At 34.9% G+C, this 16,498-nt stretch carries 14 protein-coding genes, 1 pseudogene and 1 riboswitch; of the genes and pseudogenes, 7 read left to right on the top strand and 8 right to left on the bottom strand.

Annotated features, from left to right (window positions below; genetic code table 11):
• The first annotated feature begins 10 nt into the window (after positions 1-10).
• Positions 11-901, top strand: coding sequence for a sulfite exporter TauE/SafE family protein (locus KO527_RS17630; RefSeq protein ID WP_216041595.1), 891 nt, complete (start codon positions 11-13; stop codon positions 899-901).
• 3 nt (positions 902-904) lie between these two features.
• Here the strand turns inward: KO527_RS17630 and KO527_RS17635 are convergent, their stop codons facing one another.
• From KO527_RS17635 to KO527_RS26050, 3 genes and pseudogenes are all read right to left on the bottom strand, one after another.
• Positions 905-1,927, bottom strand: a complete 1,023-nt coding sequence (locus KO527_RS17635) for a diguanylate cyclase (protein ID WP_354668634.1) — start codon at positions 1,925-1,927, stop codon at positions 905-907.
• Between the two features lie 200 nt (positions 1,928-2,127).
• Positions 2,128-2,946 carry an ammonia-dependent NAD(+) synthetase gene (nadE, locus tag KO527_RS26045; RefSeq protein ID WP_354668635.1) on the bottom strand — a complete coding sequence of 273 codons (819 nt, stop codon included), beginning with the start codon at positions 2,944-2,946 and terminating at the stop codon, positions 2,128-2,130.
• A 96-nt stretch (positions 2,947-3,042) separates the two neighbouring features.
• Positions 3,043-3,495, bottom strand: a pseudogene (locus tag KO527_RS26050) (YceH family protein); the annotation flags it as partial.
• Positions 3,496-3,658: 163 nt separating this feature from the next.
• Between KO527_RS26050 and KO527_RS17645 the strand changes: the two are divergent.
• Entirely contained in the window at positions 3,659-5,956 is a 2,298-nt protein-coding gene (locus KO527_RS17645) for a penicillin acylase family protein (RefSeq protein WP_216041597.1), read from the top strand.
• Positions 5,957-6,014: 58 nt separating this feature from the next.
• On the opposite strand, the gene KO527_RS17650 is transcribed toward KO527_RS17645, so the two are convergent.
• From KO527_RS17650 to KO527_RS17660, 3 genes are all read right to left on the bottom strand, one after another.
• Positions 6,015-6,329 (bottom strand): DUF3718 domain-containing protein, encoded by a 315-nt coding sequence (locus KO527_RS17650; protein WP_216041598.1) that lies wholly within the window; start codon positions 6,327-6,329, stop codon positions 6,015-6,017.
• 403 nt (positions 6,330-6,732) lie between these two features.
• The gene (locus tag KO527_RS17655; RefSeq protein WP_216041599.1) at positions 6,733-7,311 is read right to left on the bottom strand and encodes a chitin-binding protein; all 579 of its coding nucleotides are present in this window, start codon (positions 7,309-7,311) and stop codon (positions 6,733-6,735) included.
• A 148-nt stretch (positions 7,312-7,459) separates the two neighbouring features.
• Positions 7,460-7,545: riboswitch (cyclic di-GMP riboswitch) on the bottom strand.
• A gap of 106 nt (positions 7,546-7,651) precedes the next feature.
• The gene (locus tag KO527_RS17660; RefSeq protein WP_216041600.1) at positions 7,652-8,506 is read right to left on the bottom strand and encodes a D-hexose-6-phosphate mutarotase; all 855 of its coding nucleotides are present in this window, start codon (positions 8,504-8,506) and stop codon (positions 7,652-7,654) included.
• 160 nt (positions 8,507-8,666) lie between these two features.
• On the opposite strand from KO527_RS17660, the gene KO527_RS17665 reads away from it, so the two are divergent.
• The 5 genes from KO527_RS17665 to KO527_RS17685 all read left to right on the top strand — a co-directional run bounded on the left by KO527_RS17665 (position 8,667) and on the right by KO527_RS17685 (position 15,041).
• Positions 8,667-10,826, top strand: a complete 2,160-nt coding sequence (locus tag KO527_RS17665) for a response regulator (protein ID WP_216041601.1) — start codon at positions 8,667-8,669, stop codon at positions 10,824-10,826.
• 59 nt (positions 10,827-10,885) lie between these two features.
• Complete coding sequence (locus KO527_RS17670; RefSeq protein WP_216041602.1) at positions 10,886-12,634, top strand: hypothetical protein; 1,749 nt, start codon at positions 10,886-10,888, stop codon at positions 12,632-12,634.
• A 116-nt stretch (positions 12,635-12,750) separates the two neighbouring features.
• Complete coding sequence (locus KO527_RS17675; protein ID WP_216041603.1) at positions 12,751-13,416, top strand: hypothetical protein; 666 nt, start codon at positions 12,751-12,753, stop codon at positions 13,414-13,416.
• Positions 13,417-13,578: 162 nt separating this feature from the next.
• Entirely contained in the window at positions 13,579-14,655 is a 1,077-nt protein-coding gene (locus tag KO527_RS17680) for a DUF4097 domain-containing protein (RefSeq protein WP_216041604.1), read from the top strand.
• A 152-nt stretch (positions 14,656-14,807) separates the two neighbouring features.
• Positions 14,808-15,041, top strand: coding sequence for a hypothetical protein (locus KO527_RS17685; protein ID WP_216041605.1), 234 nt, complete (start codon positions 14,808-14,810; stop codon positions 15,039-15,041).
• A 29-nt stretch (positions 15,042-15,070) separates the two neighbouring features.
• Here KO527_RS17685 and KO527_RS17690 read toward each other — a convergent pair whose 3' ends face one another.
• Together KO527_RS17690 and KO527_RS17695 are read right to left on the bottom strand one after the other, a co-directional pair.
• A complete protein-coding gene (locus KO527_RS17690) occupies positions 15,071-15,517 on the bottom strand; it encodes a DUF6491 family protein (protein ID WP_216041606.1) in 447 nt (148 codons plus the stop codon).
• 213 nt (positions 15,518-15,730) lie between these two features.
• Positions 15,731-16,471, bottom strand: a complete 741-nt coding sequence (locus KO527_RS17695) for a phosphoadenylyl-sulfate reductase (RefSeq protein ID WP_216041607.1) — start codon at positions 16,469-16,471, stop codon at positions 15,731-15,733.
• Positions 16,472-16,498 lie beyond the last annotated feature (27 nt).

Raw genomic sequence — 16,498 nt, forward strand, 5'->3', positions numbered from 1 at the left:
TTTAATGATTATGTCGCTAAAAAATACGCAAAACTTATCTCAATCCAAATACATTCCAATTTGCTTTTCTATCTTTGTATACGGCTTTTGGTTTTATGGCCAAGGCTTAAATGAAGCATTGATCAACCTCTCAGAGCAATTTCATATCGCACTTACTATGGTTTTTGGGTCATTTGTTGCTGGTGGGACGGCTTTAGGAGGCGGGGCCATTGCTTTTCCTGTGTTGACCAAGGTTTTATTGATAGAGCCGGCAACAGCAAAAGTATTCTCATTAGCAATTCAAAGCTTTGGTATGACAGCCGCGGCACTTACCATTATATATGGTGGCATACGATATTATAAAAATGTGGTTTTATTAGCTTTGTTAGGGGCAATTCCGGGTATCATAATTAGCTTAACTTGGATTGTTGATTTGCTGCCTCGATTGGCGGTGAAATCGTTATTTAGCTTATTAATATTTTGTTTTGCAATTACTTTGCTAAGACTTCATTGGTCAAACAAAAGCACTATTGATACAAGTTATTGGCCCAAAACCTATTTACTGCCTTTAGTGGGTTTTATAGGCGGCATTACTAGTGGGTTGATTGGCTCTGGTGCTGATATTGCTATATTTGCTTTGTTAGTTCTGTTTTATAAAAAAGATTTGAAAGCATCAACAGCAACCTCTGTGGTTATCATGGCTGTTACATCAGTAATCGCATCATTTTATAATTTGTATTATTTAGAAGTATTTACGCCCCAAATTAATCAATATGTATTGGCTGCTATACCAGTTGTAGTGATCGGAGCGCCGCTTGGTGCGTACTTTTGCGCAAAAGTGAAACCAGGTGTATTGATGGCCTTTTTATTAATGCTAATCGCTTTAGAGGTAAGTTTTACTTTGTATGAAGTTTTAAATTAAGGCTTAATGAATTTCCACTCTATTTCTGCCGTTTTCTTTGGCTTTATAAAGTGCTGCATCTGCTTTTTCTACAAAGGTGTCTGGGGTTTCTTTGAAGTATTCGGCAACACCAAAAGATGCAGTGATATTATGTAAATTTTTACCTGATTTACTATCTTTTACGATAATTTTCTCAATGTCGTGTCTAATTTTTTCTGCATATTTAGAGGCTACATCCATATTTTCGGCCTGAGATAAAATGCAAAACTCTTCTCCACCAAAGCGATAGGGCGTATTAAGCTGATTAGCATTTTTGAGTAATCGATCTGCAACAGCCGCGAGCACTTTATCTCCTTTTTTATGGCCAAAGTTATCATTGAAAAGTTTAAAGTGGTCAATATCAACAAAGGTTAAAAATAGTCTTAATTTGCTATGATTACTTTCGCATAGGAGTTGTATATCCGTATCAAAAGAACCTCTGTTAAGCAGACCTGTTAAAGCATCTGTGGTTGCAGCTTGTTGTGAATGTGCTAGTTCATCCTGAAGCCTTGATATCTCTTGATATGCTGTACTGAGTTTATCTTGAAACTTTTCAGCACTATTTTGCATGGCTTTAGATTCTTCCGATAATTTAGTCACTAAACCCAAAATATCAGAGCTCGTTGCGCCGCTTTGCTGCATTTTATCTAAATCCTGATTACACTCATTTAATATAGCTGAAAAATCTTTGGTCTCATCTAAAGTTAAATCAACATCGTGTCGAAAATGTGACACTAGCTCTGAAATAGTTGAGGTGATTTCATCATATAACTCTAAATCTTTATCCGATAAAAACTCTTCAAATAATTCTCTAGAAAGTGCTGGTGGGCAAGTGCCAAATTCTTTTAAGGCCGCGTTTAGCTTTTCATTTAATTTAAGGTGATTACCTGAAACATAGGTATACCAAAGCGCATAATTTGAGGGGGTGACTGCAATATTATATTTTACCATTAAAGGTACTGCTTTGCGTAAACACTCAGCTGAATGGGTCATAGTATTGTTATTCACATTTAAACTCACAATCACTTGTTATTTGGATTAATAATCACAGAGGGCATGAAGTATTAAAGACTTAACTATTATGTTTTGTTGTGTATTGTTCAGTGTAGTAAAGGATGTATGACTTGGGTATGAAGTTTTTAAATTTTTTATTTGGGTAGACACTAACTACTTAAAGTGAGTTAAGTAGTTAGTGTATATTAATCAATTTAATCGTAAATCGTAGGAATTGGTTGACGCTTATGTTGCGTTCTTTGATAGATCGCAGTGAGCTTTTGTTCGATTTCTTTATCTACAGGTTTACCTTCTAAAAAGTCATCTATTTGATCATAACTCATGCCTAAAGCATCTTCATCAGCAAGGCCTGGTTTATCACATTCAAGATCGGCGGTTGGTACTTTATTAACAAGTAAATCTGGAGCGCCTAAGGTTAAAGCTAATAATCGTACTTGGCGTTTTGATAAGCCAAATAAAGGGGCCAAGTCACAGGCGCCATCACCAAATTTAGTATAAAAACCAGTGATGTTCTCTGCGCTATGATCGGTACCTACAACTAAACCACCCGTTAAACCTGCAATTTCATATTGGGCAGCCATTCTCTGACGCGCTTTTACATTACCTTTAACAAAATCTACAGCTGTTTCATTTGGTTGTGTTAAGCCTGCTTTTGTTAGTGCTTCAAGTGCTTCATTATGAATGCCATCAGCTCCATCTTTTATATTTACCGTTACACGTTTTGATGGTTTGATAAAGTCTACAGCTAATTGTGCTTCGTCTTCATCAGCTTGAATACCATAAGGTAAACGCATTGCAATAAATTGATATTGATCTGTGAATTTCTCAGCATTAAGTTCATCAATGGCTACTTGGCATAAGCGACCACAGGTTGAAGAGTCGACACCACCGCTGATCCCTAATACTAAAGATTTCGTATTCGATTGCAGCAATTTAGCTTTTATAAAATCTACACGGCGTTTAATTTCAAAGTCGGCATCAATACTTGGCTGAACACGCATTTCTGTAATGATAGCTTGTGAAAGTGATAAAACTGTATTTTCAGCTACATCAGCTACTGGGGCATCGGTTAATAAATTAGCAAACCTATGATCGCGTTTACCCGCTTCTTTAGCAAGTTTAACCACATGACCTTTTTCTTGTAATTTATCTAAACTTTGTTCAATTTGCTGTATATCATTGAATGTTGCTAGGCGATTTGTTCTTGTTTTTAGTTCACCAATACTTTGTGGGCCGCGCAATAAGGTGACACATACAATGGCTTTTTCTTGTTCGCTAAATTGTAAATTGCCAAAAGCTGTATTACAAAAACGGTGACGATATTTACTGACGCGCCCAGATACACCTTCGTCTATCATGACTAATCGTTGCTCTGTTAATTCATTTAAAGTGTGTTGTACTTCACCTTCAGATAAAGACATCACAGGTTCGCGACTAGACTTTTGATTACAAGCATTGGTAAGAGAATTTAAAGAAAGTGGATACTGTTCCGGGGTAGTGACTTCTTTTTCTAGCATACAGCCGATCACTCTGGCTTGAATGGCTGAGAGTTTTATTTCCATTGTTAAATTCTCTATTTTATTTAGGCTGAACTGAGTTTAACCCAATATATGAGGTGGGAAAAGATAGAAGTGAGCTAGGTTTAATAAATAAAGAGGGTTAATAATGATTTTTACAAAACATCGCGTAAAATCAAATTAATAATAATAAAAAGGTCATTTTAAAATGCTTAAAAGATTAAAAATATCGGTTGTAGGGTTAGCTATTTTAGCTCTATTTCTGACAGCAATTGTATATGGGTTATTAAGTTTAAGCTTGCCAGCGCTTTCGGGAAATACTAGCAGTAAAGGCGTGAGCGAAAAAGTAACAATAGAAAGGGATAAGCTTGGAATTGCGGTAGTCCACGCGAAAAGTCGTCAAGATGCAGCTTATGGTTTAGGTTATGCTCATGGACAAGATAGATTTTTTCAAATGGATTTATTACGTCGTAATGCGGCGGGTGAGTTATCTCAATTATTTGGTAAAGCTGCGATTCCTGTTGATAAAAAACATAGATTTCATCAATTTAGAACGCGTGCTGAAAAAGCGTATGCAAAACTGCCACAAGCGAATAAGTCACAGTTAGAAGCGTATGCGTTAGGTGTTAATGAGGCTGTAGCTCAAATTGAATATCCTAGCTTTGAATATATGGTATCAGGTGCGACTATTAAACCTTGGTTACCAGTTGATAGCCTATTAGTTATTTATACTATGTATTTAGATTTACAAACCAATACTTTTAAAAGAGATTTGGCATTAACTCAAATTGAGAAAGAATTTGGTCCTCAAATGCTAGATTTTATTACTCAACCTAGTCCATATCAAGCGGCACTGGATGGTAGTAAATTACCTGAGAAAATAGCGATTGTGCCAGAACTCACAAATGAAAAAACGACAAAAATCAGTTATCAAAAAATTGAAGAACCTTTAGACAAAGGCAGTAATAATTGGGCTGTCACTGGTAAGTTGACCCAAAGTGGTCATGGTATGTTATCTGATGATATGCATTTATCATTAAGAGTGCCCGTTATTTGGTATCGAGCGCAACTTAATTACACTGATAATGGCGAAAGCCATCAAGTTAATGGCGTGACTTTACCGGGCGCTCCCGCTGTTGTTGTAGGTTCAAATGGTCATATTGCCTGGGGTTTTACCAATGGTTATTTAGATACCGCAGATTGGTATAAATTAACTGATAAAGATGAAACATATTTTGTAGATGAAACAATTGAATTACCTGAGGGTAGTGAAAATTATGAATTGGAAATGAGCGATTTTGGTCCGGTTAAAACACTTGATGGCGAAAAATACGCACTCGCTTGGGTGGCCCATCAAGAATACGCTGTTGATATGGAGTTAATTAATTTAGAAGCCGCTAAAACAGTTGAGCAAGCTTTGGAACTTGCAACAACTATCGGTATACCTGTGCAGAATATGATAGTGGTTGGCAGTAATGGTGATGCCGCTTGGAAACCTGCGGGGGCGATACCAGCAAGAGTACAACCAATGCAAACTGCTGCTAATTCAGATCAATACTCATCAATGTGGTCAACAGATGAGGCGAAATTACCACACGTGCTTAACCCTGAAATAAACAGGCTTTGGACTGCTAATTCGCGTGTAATTTCAACTGAGCAACTAAAGCGTTTTGGTAATGGCGCCTATGCTATGGGCGCAAGAGCGCAGCAAATTAAAGATAGATTATTTGAAAAAGAACAATTTACTGAATCTGATTTTTATAAAATTCAATTAGATAACCAAGCCTTATTTTTAAAGCCTTGGCATCAGTTATTAACACAAGTTTTAAGCGCACAACCAGTAAAGTATCAAGAAGACCTTAAATTATTAAGCCTGTGGGGAGAATGTGCCTGTGCAGACTCTGTTGGTTATACATTAGTGCGTAATTATAGAGCCGAATTAATAGATGAAATATTTGCGCCAGTTGAATCTGCTTTGGTAAAACATGATTTAAGTTTATCTCCTATTAAAAGAGATTTAGAAGCTGGCGTATGGCAATTAATAAAAGGTTTTCCTGACTCGTGGTTAAGTGATAAACATGCTTCATGGCCACAGTTAATGACTCAAGTATATGTCGATATGCGAAAAGGCCTATTAGAGAAGCATGGTGTTAATGAGCAAGACTCTTTGCATGTATTAGCTTGGGGTGAGGTTAACGCATTAAAATTACAACACCCTTTTAGCAAGCAAATGCCATTTTTATCTTCGCTGTTAGATATGCCAACGGTACCAGGTTTTGGTGATAGTTTTATGCCTGCAGTTCAAAAGAATGGTTTTGGTGCGTCACAACGATTTTTTGTGCAACCAGGTCTAGAAAAAAATGCCATATTAACCATTCCTGGAGGGCAATCTGGTCATCCTCTTTCTCCTTTTTATCGTTCAGGATTTGATGATTATGCTAAAGAGAAAAATACCCCTTTACTTCCATCAGCTTCAATCCATCGAATAGAAATAAATCCAATTTAAAAATAAGGCGCTTTGAACAATAGCAAAGCGCTACTTTTAATTGTCATTGGGTATAACCTTATAAAGCTGTATATAGTTCCGTTTTAACTTGATGGCGTTGTATTTTTGCGAGTGTTTTAACTGCGTGATGTTTTTCGCCAAATTCAGCTAAAGTCATGCCATTACAGCGAATACCTCTATTTGCATTAGTGATATTTAAGCGGTTATTGCGTAGTGCTTTAACGAGCTTAATTGGTTTGTTACTTGCAACTGCCATACAAACTTCAGTGGTTACATTGCCATCAGCTGCAACCAACTTTTGCGTTTGATGTGCACTTGCACTTGCTGATAATGTAATAATACTTGCTGCGATAACTGTCGTTAATAAGTTCATAATAAATCCCTCTATGCTTCATTTAAGTAATGTTGTTTTGCCGTTGAATGAATAGTAGATCCGAATTTAAAAAAGTGTGTATCAAAACAATGTGATGGCGTAACAAGGTGTGTTTTCATCAAAGCAAGCTTGTAAATCGAATGATAATTGAACAGTTAAAAATATGTCTAAATGTATCTGAGGATACTTTTAGTTTCATATTTAAAGGCAAGTTTAGCCGTTTAACCTTCGATTTAGTCCATTGAACTAAAAAGTGATTATTTGGCATTTTTGATGTTAAAAAGTTGTATACATTTTTAACCTGTAGCGGATGAAAAACCTTGTTACATTCGAGTTAAAAATAACCTCAAAAAACCACAAAATTTATCTAGAAATAAACTTGATTGTTTAATTTATATTTTAATTACCAGCATTGTGACCAAGCTAAAGACCAGTTTTTACCTATTCCAGGTTCGTACTGTTCATTCATATGTGTGCCTAGACGACAAAACTCCGTATAGGGCCAAGGTTTACATTGATATATTTTATTGGTTTTAGGGTTTAGGACTTTATCTCCAGCGCGATAGTCATTGCGGTGTTTTGGGAATACATAATCATAAGATGGAGTAATTGCCACTGAAGAGTCTTCATCTTTAATACGTTTGACCGCAAACTTTATGAGCACTCTGGTTTGAGTGATATTGCTTGAGCTTAATGCGTAGATATTATTTTTACTAACGCAAGGTTGAATGTTATCAGAATGAATATAACGACCCGCTTGTAATAAGGTGAAATGCTTATTGATATATTTAGCGATTTGTTTAGGCCATACGCTAGGCGCACCATTTTCAGTACTATTTATTAGGTGGTTAAATGACAACTCAGGCAAATACCCTTTGCCATCAAAAATTTGAATAAGCACTTCATCATTTTTATTTAAATGATGGTGAGTGGGAATTTGACCTATGTTTACCCAATTTCCAGGGGATAAACCCGCAATCAAAGTGGGGTACTCAAAAATATAAATTGATACTTTAGTAAAGGTGCCATGTTAAATCTGCCATATTAATATAATAAGTTAACAGTATTTGGCATGAAAATGTGCAGGCACAGTAGTTTTTAGCGTGTACTCTGGTTGAGTAATTTACTACTGAGGCAACTCCGCTATCATAGTTTAAAAAACCTTAGACCGGTGGTTTTGCGTCCTAACCTTTGGGTTAGTTTGCCAAATTGTGATTTGAGGTAGATATTAATGCTTTTTAATTGGAAAAGGCAATTTAAATTTAATATCTACCATGTATTTTGATAGTAATTAATGCTTTATTGTTAATCGTAAAGGTTATTTAGCTTTCCCATTTTATGATGGTTGTCAGTGTATGACTTTCGCCCGGCGCAAGCTTTACAGTATCTTGTTTTACGTTGGCAGCTTCTAAACATAACATCTTGTTGTATTCATCATCTTGGAAGTTACTTAAACGTTGTGCTTTATCTATCCAGGGATTCCACAATACACATGATGTTGAGTTTTCTCTTGCCACACTAATAGTGCCATCTTGCGTTTTAATTTTTTGAACTAGAGGCGCGTTGTTATAAACCATATCTGTTTCACGAGCAAAATTGACGATATCATTTTGATCAAATGGACCCTCACCAAATTCAATGTATTGTGAACCTTGTAAGCCATCAACTTGAGTTGTTTTAATATCAGGCGTTGGGAAATAGGTGTGTAATGCTTGGGTAAATGAAATCTCTTCTTTATCTAGGTTAGTATTTTTGAGACTGACACTTAAAGCTTTTGATAATTTAAAGATAACTTGTAATCCAGTTTCATGTGGCCAGTACGCTTTATTAACTTGTAACATAGGCAATGAAAGGCTGACTTCTATGTAATCATCTTTTTCATTTACTTCTTCAGCGCGCCATACTTGAGTGCGTGCTACACCATGAATAGGCCAATCTTGATTTTCACTTACACCAAACCAAGGCCAGCATATAGGAATGCCGCCTCTTACACTTTTGCCTGCTATATAGTCTTCATCTTCTGAAACCCAAATTAAAGGCTTTTGTTCTTTAGGGGTAAACTGAGTTAATTGAGCGCCTTGTAAAAATATTTTGGCATCACATAAAGGAGAGTCGACTTCGATATATTCTAGACCAGTTTGTGTTTGTTTAATGCTAACAGAGGGAGAAAGTTTCATAAGGCACCTTAAAGACGGTTATTAATAAATGCAGTGTAACCATACCTAAATAAGAGAGTAAGTAAATTTATTTATTTTCAAGTACAATCAATGTTTAACTATAAATATCGTCACTTAGTGACCCCTGTAGAATAGTAAGGCATTCTATGAAGGATAATAAATGTTAGATCTAAATACTTTATTTTATACCAGTATTAGCGTCACTGTTCTTATGAGTTTGCTTAATTTTGTCACTTGGAGAGCCAATAAAGTAGTTCCGGGTACTTTATTATATGTGTTTTATCCTGTGGTAATTTTAACGTCTTTATTATGTTTTACAGGACTCAATTCATTGCCTATCGGTCTTAATTTCAATCTAGGGCTAGGCAATACTTTATTACTTTTAGCTTCAATAATTCAAGCTTATGCATTATGTAAGTTTTTTGAATTTAAACATCCTTCCCTTAATGTATTTATAGCGGCAACTATTTGGTTAATCATTGCGTTTTGGTGGTTTTTGTATGGTGACTTAGATCGTCATAGTCGCATTTTAATAGTCGACATTCACCGTATTATAGAAGCGGTCTTTTTAAGCTATTTATTTTTTAATATTGGCTTAAAAAAATATCCAAATGGCAGCTATATTTATTTGTTTAATTTTAGCTTACTGTTAATTGTTTTTTCATTACGTGCTGTTTTATTACAAGACGTGAATAATGAAGACATAACGCAAAGTTTATATTTTAGCTTACCTATTTTTATGGCGGGTATTTTGTCTCCAATGTTAATTACCACAGGTATCGCTGTTTTGTGTAATGAAAGGCGGGCATTACATTTAAAAAAACTGACTGAAAAAGCACAAAAAGATGCCGAACTTCGAGGTTTATTTTTATCCACTATGAGCCATGAAATCAGAACACCATTAAATGGTATTTTGGGTAGCGCTCAGTTAGTAATGAATCAGTCTAATGACCCGAGAGATAAACCTTATTGTGAAGCGATTATTAACTCTGCAGAATCTTTAAACTTATTAATCGATAAAGTATTAGATTATGCCAGTTTAGATCAGAGTACTGGTGCGCTTTATGAAGAAGATATAGAACTCAAACCATGGCTTGAAAACTTATGTTTATTATTAAGCCCATTAGCAGGTCAAAAAAACCTTAACTTTGAATTACGTTTTAACTTACCTGAGCAGGCGTGTTATTACTGCGATCAGCAAAAGATTAGACAAGTATTAATTAATTTAGTTGGGAACGCGATAAAGTTTACTGATAATGGCAGCATAAAAATACAAGTTGATTTAATACACTCAACTGTTTTAGAACATAATTTGCGATTTGCAGTTGAAGATACAGGACCGGGTATTGAGAGTGATGAAATTGAATACTTAACAGAGCCTTATGTACAAAGTACTGCCGGTAAAGTTAAAGGAGGTACGGGTTTAGGTTTAGCGATTAGTAGCCGTATTTTATCTAAATTAAAAAGTAGGTTAGATATTAGTAGTGAGTTAGGTAAAGGCAGTATTTTTAGCTTTGATATTACTTTAGGTTTAGGCGAATTAAGCTTAGTAGAGCAGCGCCATCAGTCATCAGAATATCTAACTGGATTAGATATTCTATTGGTAGAAGATTTACCTCTTAACCAAAAAATAGCCTTGGAGTTTATGGCTATGGATGAGCATAGGGTGAAATTAGCAGACGATGGTGCTTCGGCGATAGCTATGATGCAAAAGTATCGGTTTGATCTGGTTTTACTTGATATGAATCTTCCCGACTTTAATGGTCCTGAAGTGCTTAAAAAGCTAAAACATTTAGACCATAAAAATCAACGCACCCCTATTTTAGCTTTTACTGCAAGTTTAAGCCCTGATGAAATTAAAGAGTATTTAGCATTAGGCATAAAAGATATTGTTGGCAAACCCATTAAGTTAGAGAAGTTAAGGCAAGCTTTACTTAACTCTCAAAGCACTCAGGCTCCTTCATTGGTAACAGAGTTAAAACCTGTTTTATATGATGATACAGCAACTAAAACCCTTGAAAGCTCTTTTACAGAAGACGAACTATCTTCTGTTTATAATGAGTTTGTATTGTCAGCGAGAGGCAAGTTTAATCATCTACAAGAGCTATTAAGTAGTGATACTGAACAGTGCATTAAGATATTACACCGACAAGCAAGCACTGCATTGCAGTTAGGTTTTAATTTATATGGTATGGAATTAAAGAAATTAGAAAGAAAGTTACTTGATAAAAAGCCAATTGAAGCTGATATTGAAAACGTTACGGACTTATGGCAAAAAAGTTTGGCGGCTTATTTAGAAGATGTAAAACGTAAGCTTTAACTGTATCTTAGCTAATATTACTATTTTTGAAATACGCATTATTTAAAAGGAAATTAACAATGAAAAAACTCTTAGTTGCAGTGGCTGTATTGGCCGCGGTTGGTACCGTTTATTTGTATGATAAGCAAACTAATTCATCAGATAAATCGACTGAACAAGCATTAAAATTATCTGAACTTGCGTATATACCAGCAGATACTTTGATGTTTGCTGGCCAGTTAAAGCCTTTTCCAGTAAAAGACTATATTAAGCTATTATCACAAAACCAAGCTTCTTATGAGCAGTTTGGTTTTATGGCTGATGAATTGTCAAAGGGTGAGCATATTGGGCAGAAATTCTTTGCAAGTTTATTAAAAACATATAATCAAACGCTGATGTCTCCTGATTTGTTAATGCAGAACTATGGCGTAAACGATAGCTTTAAAAGCCTCTTTTATACTGTGGGGTTGCTACCTGTAATGCGTTATGAAATTGCTCAACCTGAAGCCTTATGGAATATGCTTGCTAAAGCTGAAAGAGAGTCAGGTATAGCGGCCCAAACTCAAACAATTTCAGGAGTTGAATATAAAAGTTATACTTTTTATGAAGAAGATGGTCAAGTATTTGAGTTGATTGCATCTGTTAAAAACGGTTGGGCTACGCTTACTTTTAATACGCCTGTTAATGATCAAAGCGAGTTATCACTGGCGCTTACTATTAACAAGCCTGAAAAGTCACTTGTCAGCGAAGACACCTTAAAAAATATGATGGTTAGACATGGTTTTGATGCAACTTATGTGGGCTTTTTTAATCATGTCGCCCTCGTTAATGGTTTAACAAATAAAGATAATAATTACTTTAATAAAATGCTTAATAAAACTTTAGCTTTATCTGATACTGATTTGAAAGAAAAAGAGCTAACCGTTTTTCGAGAAAAAGCATGTCAGGATGATTTAGCACAATTGGTGAGTAACTGGCCTAGAACAGCCTTTGGCACCCAACACCTTGAAATCACAGAGTCTTCGGTCAATATGAAAGCCTCTATGGTGATAGAAGGTAATACAGATATGATGCGTGTTTTATCTGGATTAAGGGGCTTTATTCCTGAGCATTTACATTCTGCCGATAACAAAATAATGAGCTTAGGTTTGGGGTTAGATATTGGTAAAGTGACACCTGTGCTAACCACATTATGGAATAACTTTACGCAAACAAAATATCAATGTGCGCCATTAGTTGAAATGCAAGCTGAGGTTGCAAAAAACAGCCCTATGATGACAGCTATGTTTACCGGTATGGCATCTGACGTAAAAGGTTTTAGTGCAGCTTTATTCGATTTTGAGTTAAGTAACGAAAACGATCAACCGGCATTAAAAAAATTAGATAGCTTAGTGACTTTATCGGTCAATAAGCCAATTTCATTTTTTAATAGCGTAAAAGCATTTTATCCGCCGTTAGCTGATTTAAAATTACCAGAAGATGGCTCGCCTGTAAAATTAAATGAATTTGTGCCCATGTTAGATGTTTTTGGTGCTCAAGTTGATGTCGCTGTTAAGGGTCACAATATCGCTTTATATAGCGGTACTATGGCGTCACAAACGGCTGATAGCTTATCTAAACAAGCATTGGTAAGTAATGGTGTTAATAGCTTTAGTTTAGATTATAAAAAGTTTTTCACGCCTTTATTTGATGTTGCGGCTATGGCAAATCAAGAATTGCCAGAAGAACTAAATAGCCTTAAAGATACCGATATGCGTCTTCATTTTTTAATGGATTATACTGACAATGGTATTGAGTTTGTTAGTACCGTAGATAGTAAAGTTAATTAACGCATAGCAAGAACTGATATATAAAAGCCGGAACTAAAAGTTTCGGTTTTTTGTTTTTAAATGGGTGCGTTTATTGCATTGAATAAGCTATCTCACTTTTATGTCAAAATTTTATCATGTTAATAAACCCAACTAACAGCTACAACCAAACAAATGATATTGCCAATAATCAAGTTAAAGACCAGAGCGCCGTTCTGTCACCAAAAACAGCGGTTAATAAAACAGATAAAGAAGCTGCAACAGCCAATAGTTCTGCTGATGTGGCATTATCATCAAGATCACAAAAATTAGCAGCTATTACAAGTGAGTTTTTTTCTGGCAAAGATTTAACCCAGTTAGATATTGGTCAATTGTCTCAAAGATTAGGTGAATACGGTTTAATCTCGCCAGAGCAACATGCAAAACTTAATGGTAATTTGAAAGGCAATAATGAAAATGCGCATCAACCGAGTCAAAAGCTGTCTTCATTTTTAAATAATTTCTCAAATTCTGCTCAAGGTAAAGGTTTAAGTGAAAACTTAAATGCTAGTTTAGATAATGCTGAACATATATTAGGTAATGTAAATAAAGCAAAAGAGGACGAGGGTTTTAGTCGCATTTTAGATCAAACAATTTCAGAGTTTGATAAATATTTGTCTTCAGAAGAGTTTAAAGAATTAACACCTGCAGATCAGCAAAGCTTTAAAACAGTAACGAGTGCGTTAAATATCGTAGATCAAATTACGCCTAAAAATTTAGATAATAAACAATTAAATAGTTATTTATCGATAGCAAAAATGTAATTTTATGTGTAAATATTCACTAAATTTTGGTCTATATTACCAGTTATAAAATTATTGAAATTAAAAGTTCAATAATTACAACAAGATGTGATTTGGCTTGATGTTTGCAATAATTACTTGAAAATATAACTTATATAACAATTAAACTATCAAGGAATTTAGATGCTTAAATTACTCACTCCAATATGTGCTGCTTTATGGTTATCAGGTTGTGTTATTCATATATCTCCAGACTCAGCAAATATTCAAGAACACAAAGCGCTAGTAATGAGTACGCAGGGTGTAAGCAAGTTTGTATCCGAAACATCTTCAGGTAATGTAAAAGTTATTGGTGTGGAAGGCTTAAAAGAGATCACAGTGAAAGCTGATATTAGAACTTATAATCATGATAAACCTTATACCCTAACCTTAGAAAAAAAAGGTGTTCATGCAAAGCTCATTGCCAAGCATAATGCAAAAATGGGTTTTTATTCTGGTAATTCTCCACGCATAAATTTAACCATTCAAGTACCGGCTAATTTAGCCCTCGATTTAGAGGATGGTTCAGGTGATATTGAAATAAAAGGGAGTAAAGCTGATATTAAAGTGGATGATAATTCTGGCAACATCATTATTACTGGTGGTAATAATCTAGTGATAGATGATGGCTCTGGTAATATTGAAATAACACAAGTCACGGGTGATATGGTGATTGAAGATGATTCTGGTAATCTTTCAATTGATGGTGGAAATAAGCTTGTTGTAGAAGATGGTTCTGGAAATTTAAGCATCGCTAATTTATCAGGGTCTCTAAAAGTGAAAGATGCTTCCGGAAACTTAGATATTACAGAAATTAAAGGTCATGTTGATGTTGAAGATGGGTCTGGCAATTTAACAATCACTAACTTATCTAGCTCGCTCGAAGTAAAAGATGATTCGGGTAATTTAACGATTCAATCTATTAAGGGTGATGTAACAGTTGATGATGGCTCTGGAGATTTAAACATTTCTCATTTAGCGCGTTCTTTGATTGTCACAGATGACTCTGGTGAATTATCAGTTAAAGATATTCAAGGTGATGTAAACATTAATGATGGTTCAGGTAATTTAAGCGTAACTCAAGTTGTTGGTGTGGTAACGATTGAAGATGCTTCAGGAAATATAGATGTGAATAATACTGGTGGTCTTGTGATTTCAGAATCAGGCTCTGGTAGCTTAAAAATGCATGACATTAATGGTAAAGTTGATGTGAAAAATTAACTGAGTGTAGATCAATCAATAGAGTTTATAAGCGCTTAAAAGCGCTTTTTTCTTGCCTGAAAATAATAATTGAATCAAGCCATGACTCAAATCAATAATCACAATATAGAGATGATATAACTTAAGTTTATAAGTTTAGATTAGAGTCGCTTATGAATATAAAAAATAAACATAGATTACTAAAAGTGATAATGTTGATAGGAATTAGCCTAATTTTACTTGGGCATTATTTGATTTCTTATCTTAATTTTGATGAAAGCCATGGTGTGACAGGTATCGTAATCAGTGCAGGCTGTATTGCTTTAGGTTTGATTTTATCTTTACCTACTAAAATTTATTTAACCTTAATATTTATGAAAAATGAAAGCGAAAAAGATAAAACTTAAGTGTTTTACCTTTATCTATTTGAACGGTTTTAATTTTCTTCAGTTTTCATAACCGCTTCTGTTGGTTTTTCAACTGGCTCTTCAACAAGCTTTTCTGGGTGCCAATCATTTATTTTCATTATGGTACAACTGGCATTTTTGTTCATATTATTATCAGTAATAATTTTGTCACCACGAGATAAGCAGCTAGAGTTACCTCTAGAAACAGTGCCTATTCTACTCATCGCCCATTGTGGATCACAAATTCCAGCTAGGCTTAAAATATATTTATCTTTTACATTTTTGTTTAATATAATGGCATTATTTCGTTTATCTACCGTTTCCCAGCCATTAATTGAGCGAGCAAAGCAGATTTGATTCACTTCTTCACCGATTCGAAGGTCTGGTTTAGTCTCTTTTTTCTCAGTATCTGGGCTAGTTTGGCAGCCCATTAATAAAACAGCACTTACTAATGTTACAGATAAAATTGCTTTCATTTTTCGGCCCTAAATAGTTAACGCATTGAATGCAGTGATAGTAATCACTTTAAGCTGAACTTAAACTGAATCTGTATGAATTTTCATCTATAAACTAACATATTTCAAGTACCTAAAGTAGAATTTTTTTTTGTAGGTTATTAATTTAAATGCATAAAATAAAAAAACGCAGCCGAAGCTGCGTTTTAATCATGAAACAATGAATTTTTAAATCTAGATTCCATCACCATCTGTATGAAGACCACATTCACGGTTTAAACCAAAAAACCTTGTCTCTTCTTCAGTCATACCTGGTTCTAGTTTACGTGTTGTATGTACATCGCCCATAGAAACATAACCTTGCTCCCATAAAGGGTGATATGGTAAATCATGTTTAGTTAAATACTGATAAACATCGCGGTTACTCCAATCTATGATTGGGTGAAACTTCACTGTTCCACGGCTGATTTCAACAATATTTTTATTAGCGCGTGTTGAAGATTGATCGCGTCTTAAACCACTAAACCAAGTTCCAGCCTGTAAATCTTGTAAAGCGCGATTCATTGGTTCAACTTTGTTCATATTGTTATATTGTTTAATACCTTCAGCATTTTGCTCCCAAAGCTTGCCATATTTGGCTTCTTGCCATGCAGGGCTATGCTCTGAACGATACACTTTTAAATTTAAGTCTAAGCGTTCAGTTAAGTGATCAATAAACTGATAAGTTTCAGGAAATAAATAACCTGTATCAGTTAAAACCACAGGAATATCTGTTTTATGTGATGTCATTAAGTGCAACATAACAGCCGCTTGAATGCCAAAGCTTGATGACAAAAACTGCGTATTTGGTAAATTTTCAATCGCCCAAGCAACACGCTGCTCGGCAGTTAACTCAGTAAGTTGTTCATTAGCTTGTGCTAATAATTGTACTTGCTGGTTTTTGTCCATCGCTAAAATGTTTTTAAATTCGCTCATAATTCCACCTGATATTTTAAGCTGGCT

It is taken from the genome of Pseudoalteromonas sp. C2R02 (genome assembly GCF_018860845.1).
Lineage (GTDB): Bacteria > Pseudomonadota > Gammaproteobacteria > Enterobacterales > Alteromonadaceae > Pseudoalteromonas.

What these genes read in the sequence shown, in the direction of transcription:
- KO527_RS17680 (WP_216041604.1), top strand. Translation starts at nt 13,579, where the DNA reads ATGCTTAAATTACTCACTCCAATATGTGCTGCTTTATGGTTATCAGGT.
- KO527_RS17670 (WP_216041602.1), top strand. Translation starts at nt 10,886, where the DNA reads ATGAAAAAACTCTTAGTTGCAGTGGCTGTATTGGCCGCGGTTGGTACC.
- KO527_RS17665 (WP_216041601.1), top strand. Translation starts at nt 8,667, where the DNA reads ATGTTAGATCTAAATACTTTATTTTATACCAGTATTAGCGTCACTGTT.
- KO527_RS17690 (WP_216041606.1), bottom strand. Translation starts at nt 15,517, where the DNA reads ATGAAAGCAATTTTATCTGTAACATTAGTAAGTGCTGTTTTATTAATG.
- KO527_RS17650 (WP_216041598.1), bottom strand. Translation starts at nt 6,329, where the DNA reads ATGAACTTATTAACGACAGTTATCGCAGCAAGTATTATTACATTATCA.
- KO527_RS17645 (WP_216041597.1), top strand. Translation starts at nt 3,659, where the DNA reads ATGCTTAAAAGATTAAAAATATCGGTTGTAGGGTTAGCTATTTTAGCT.
- KO527_RS17630 (WP_216041595.1), top strand. Translation starts at nt 11, where the DNA reads ATGTCGCTAAAAAATACGCAAAACTTATCTCAATCCAAATACATTCCA.
- KO527_RS17695 (WP_216041607.1), bottom strand. Translation starts at nt 16,471, where the DNA reads ATGAGCGAATTTAAAAACATTTTAGCGATGGACAAAAACCAGCAAGTA.
- KO527_RS17660 (WP_216041600.1), bottom strand. Translation starts at nt 8,506, where the DNA reads ATGAAACTTTCTCCCTCTGTTAGCATTAAACAAACACAAACTGGTCTA.
- KO527_RS17685 (WP_216041605.1), top strand. Translation starts at nt 14,808, where the DNA reads ATGAATATAAAAAATAAACATAGATTACTAAAAGTGATAATGTTGATA.
- KO527_RS17675 (WP_216041603.1), top strand. Translation starts at nt 12,751, where the DNA reads ATGTTAATAAACCCAACTAACAGCTACAACCAAACAAATGATATTGCC.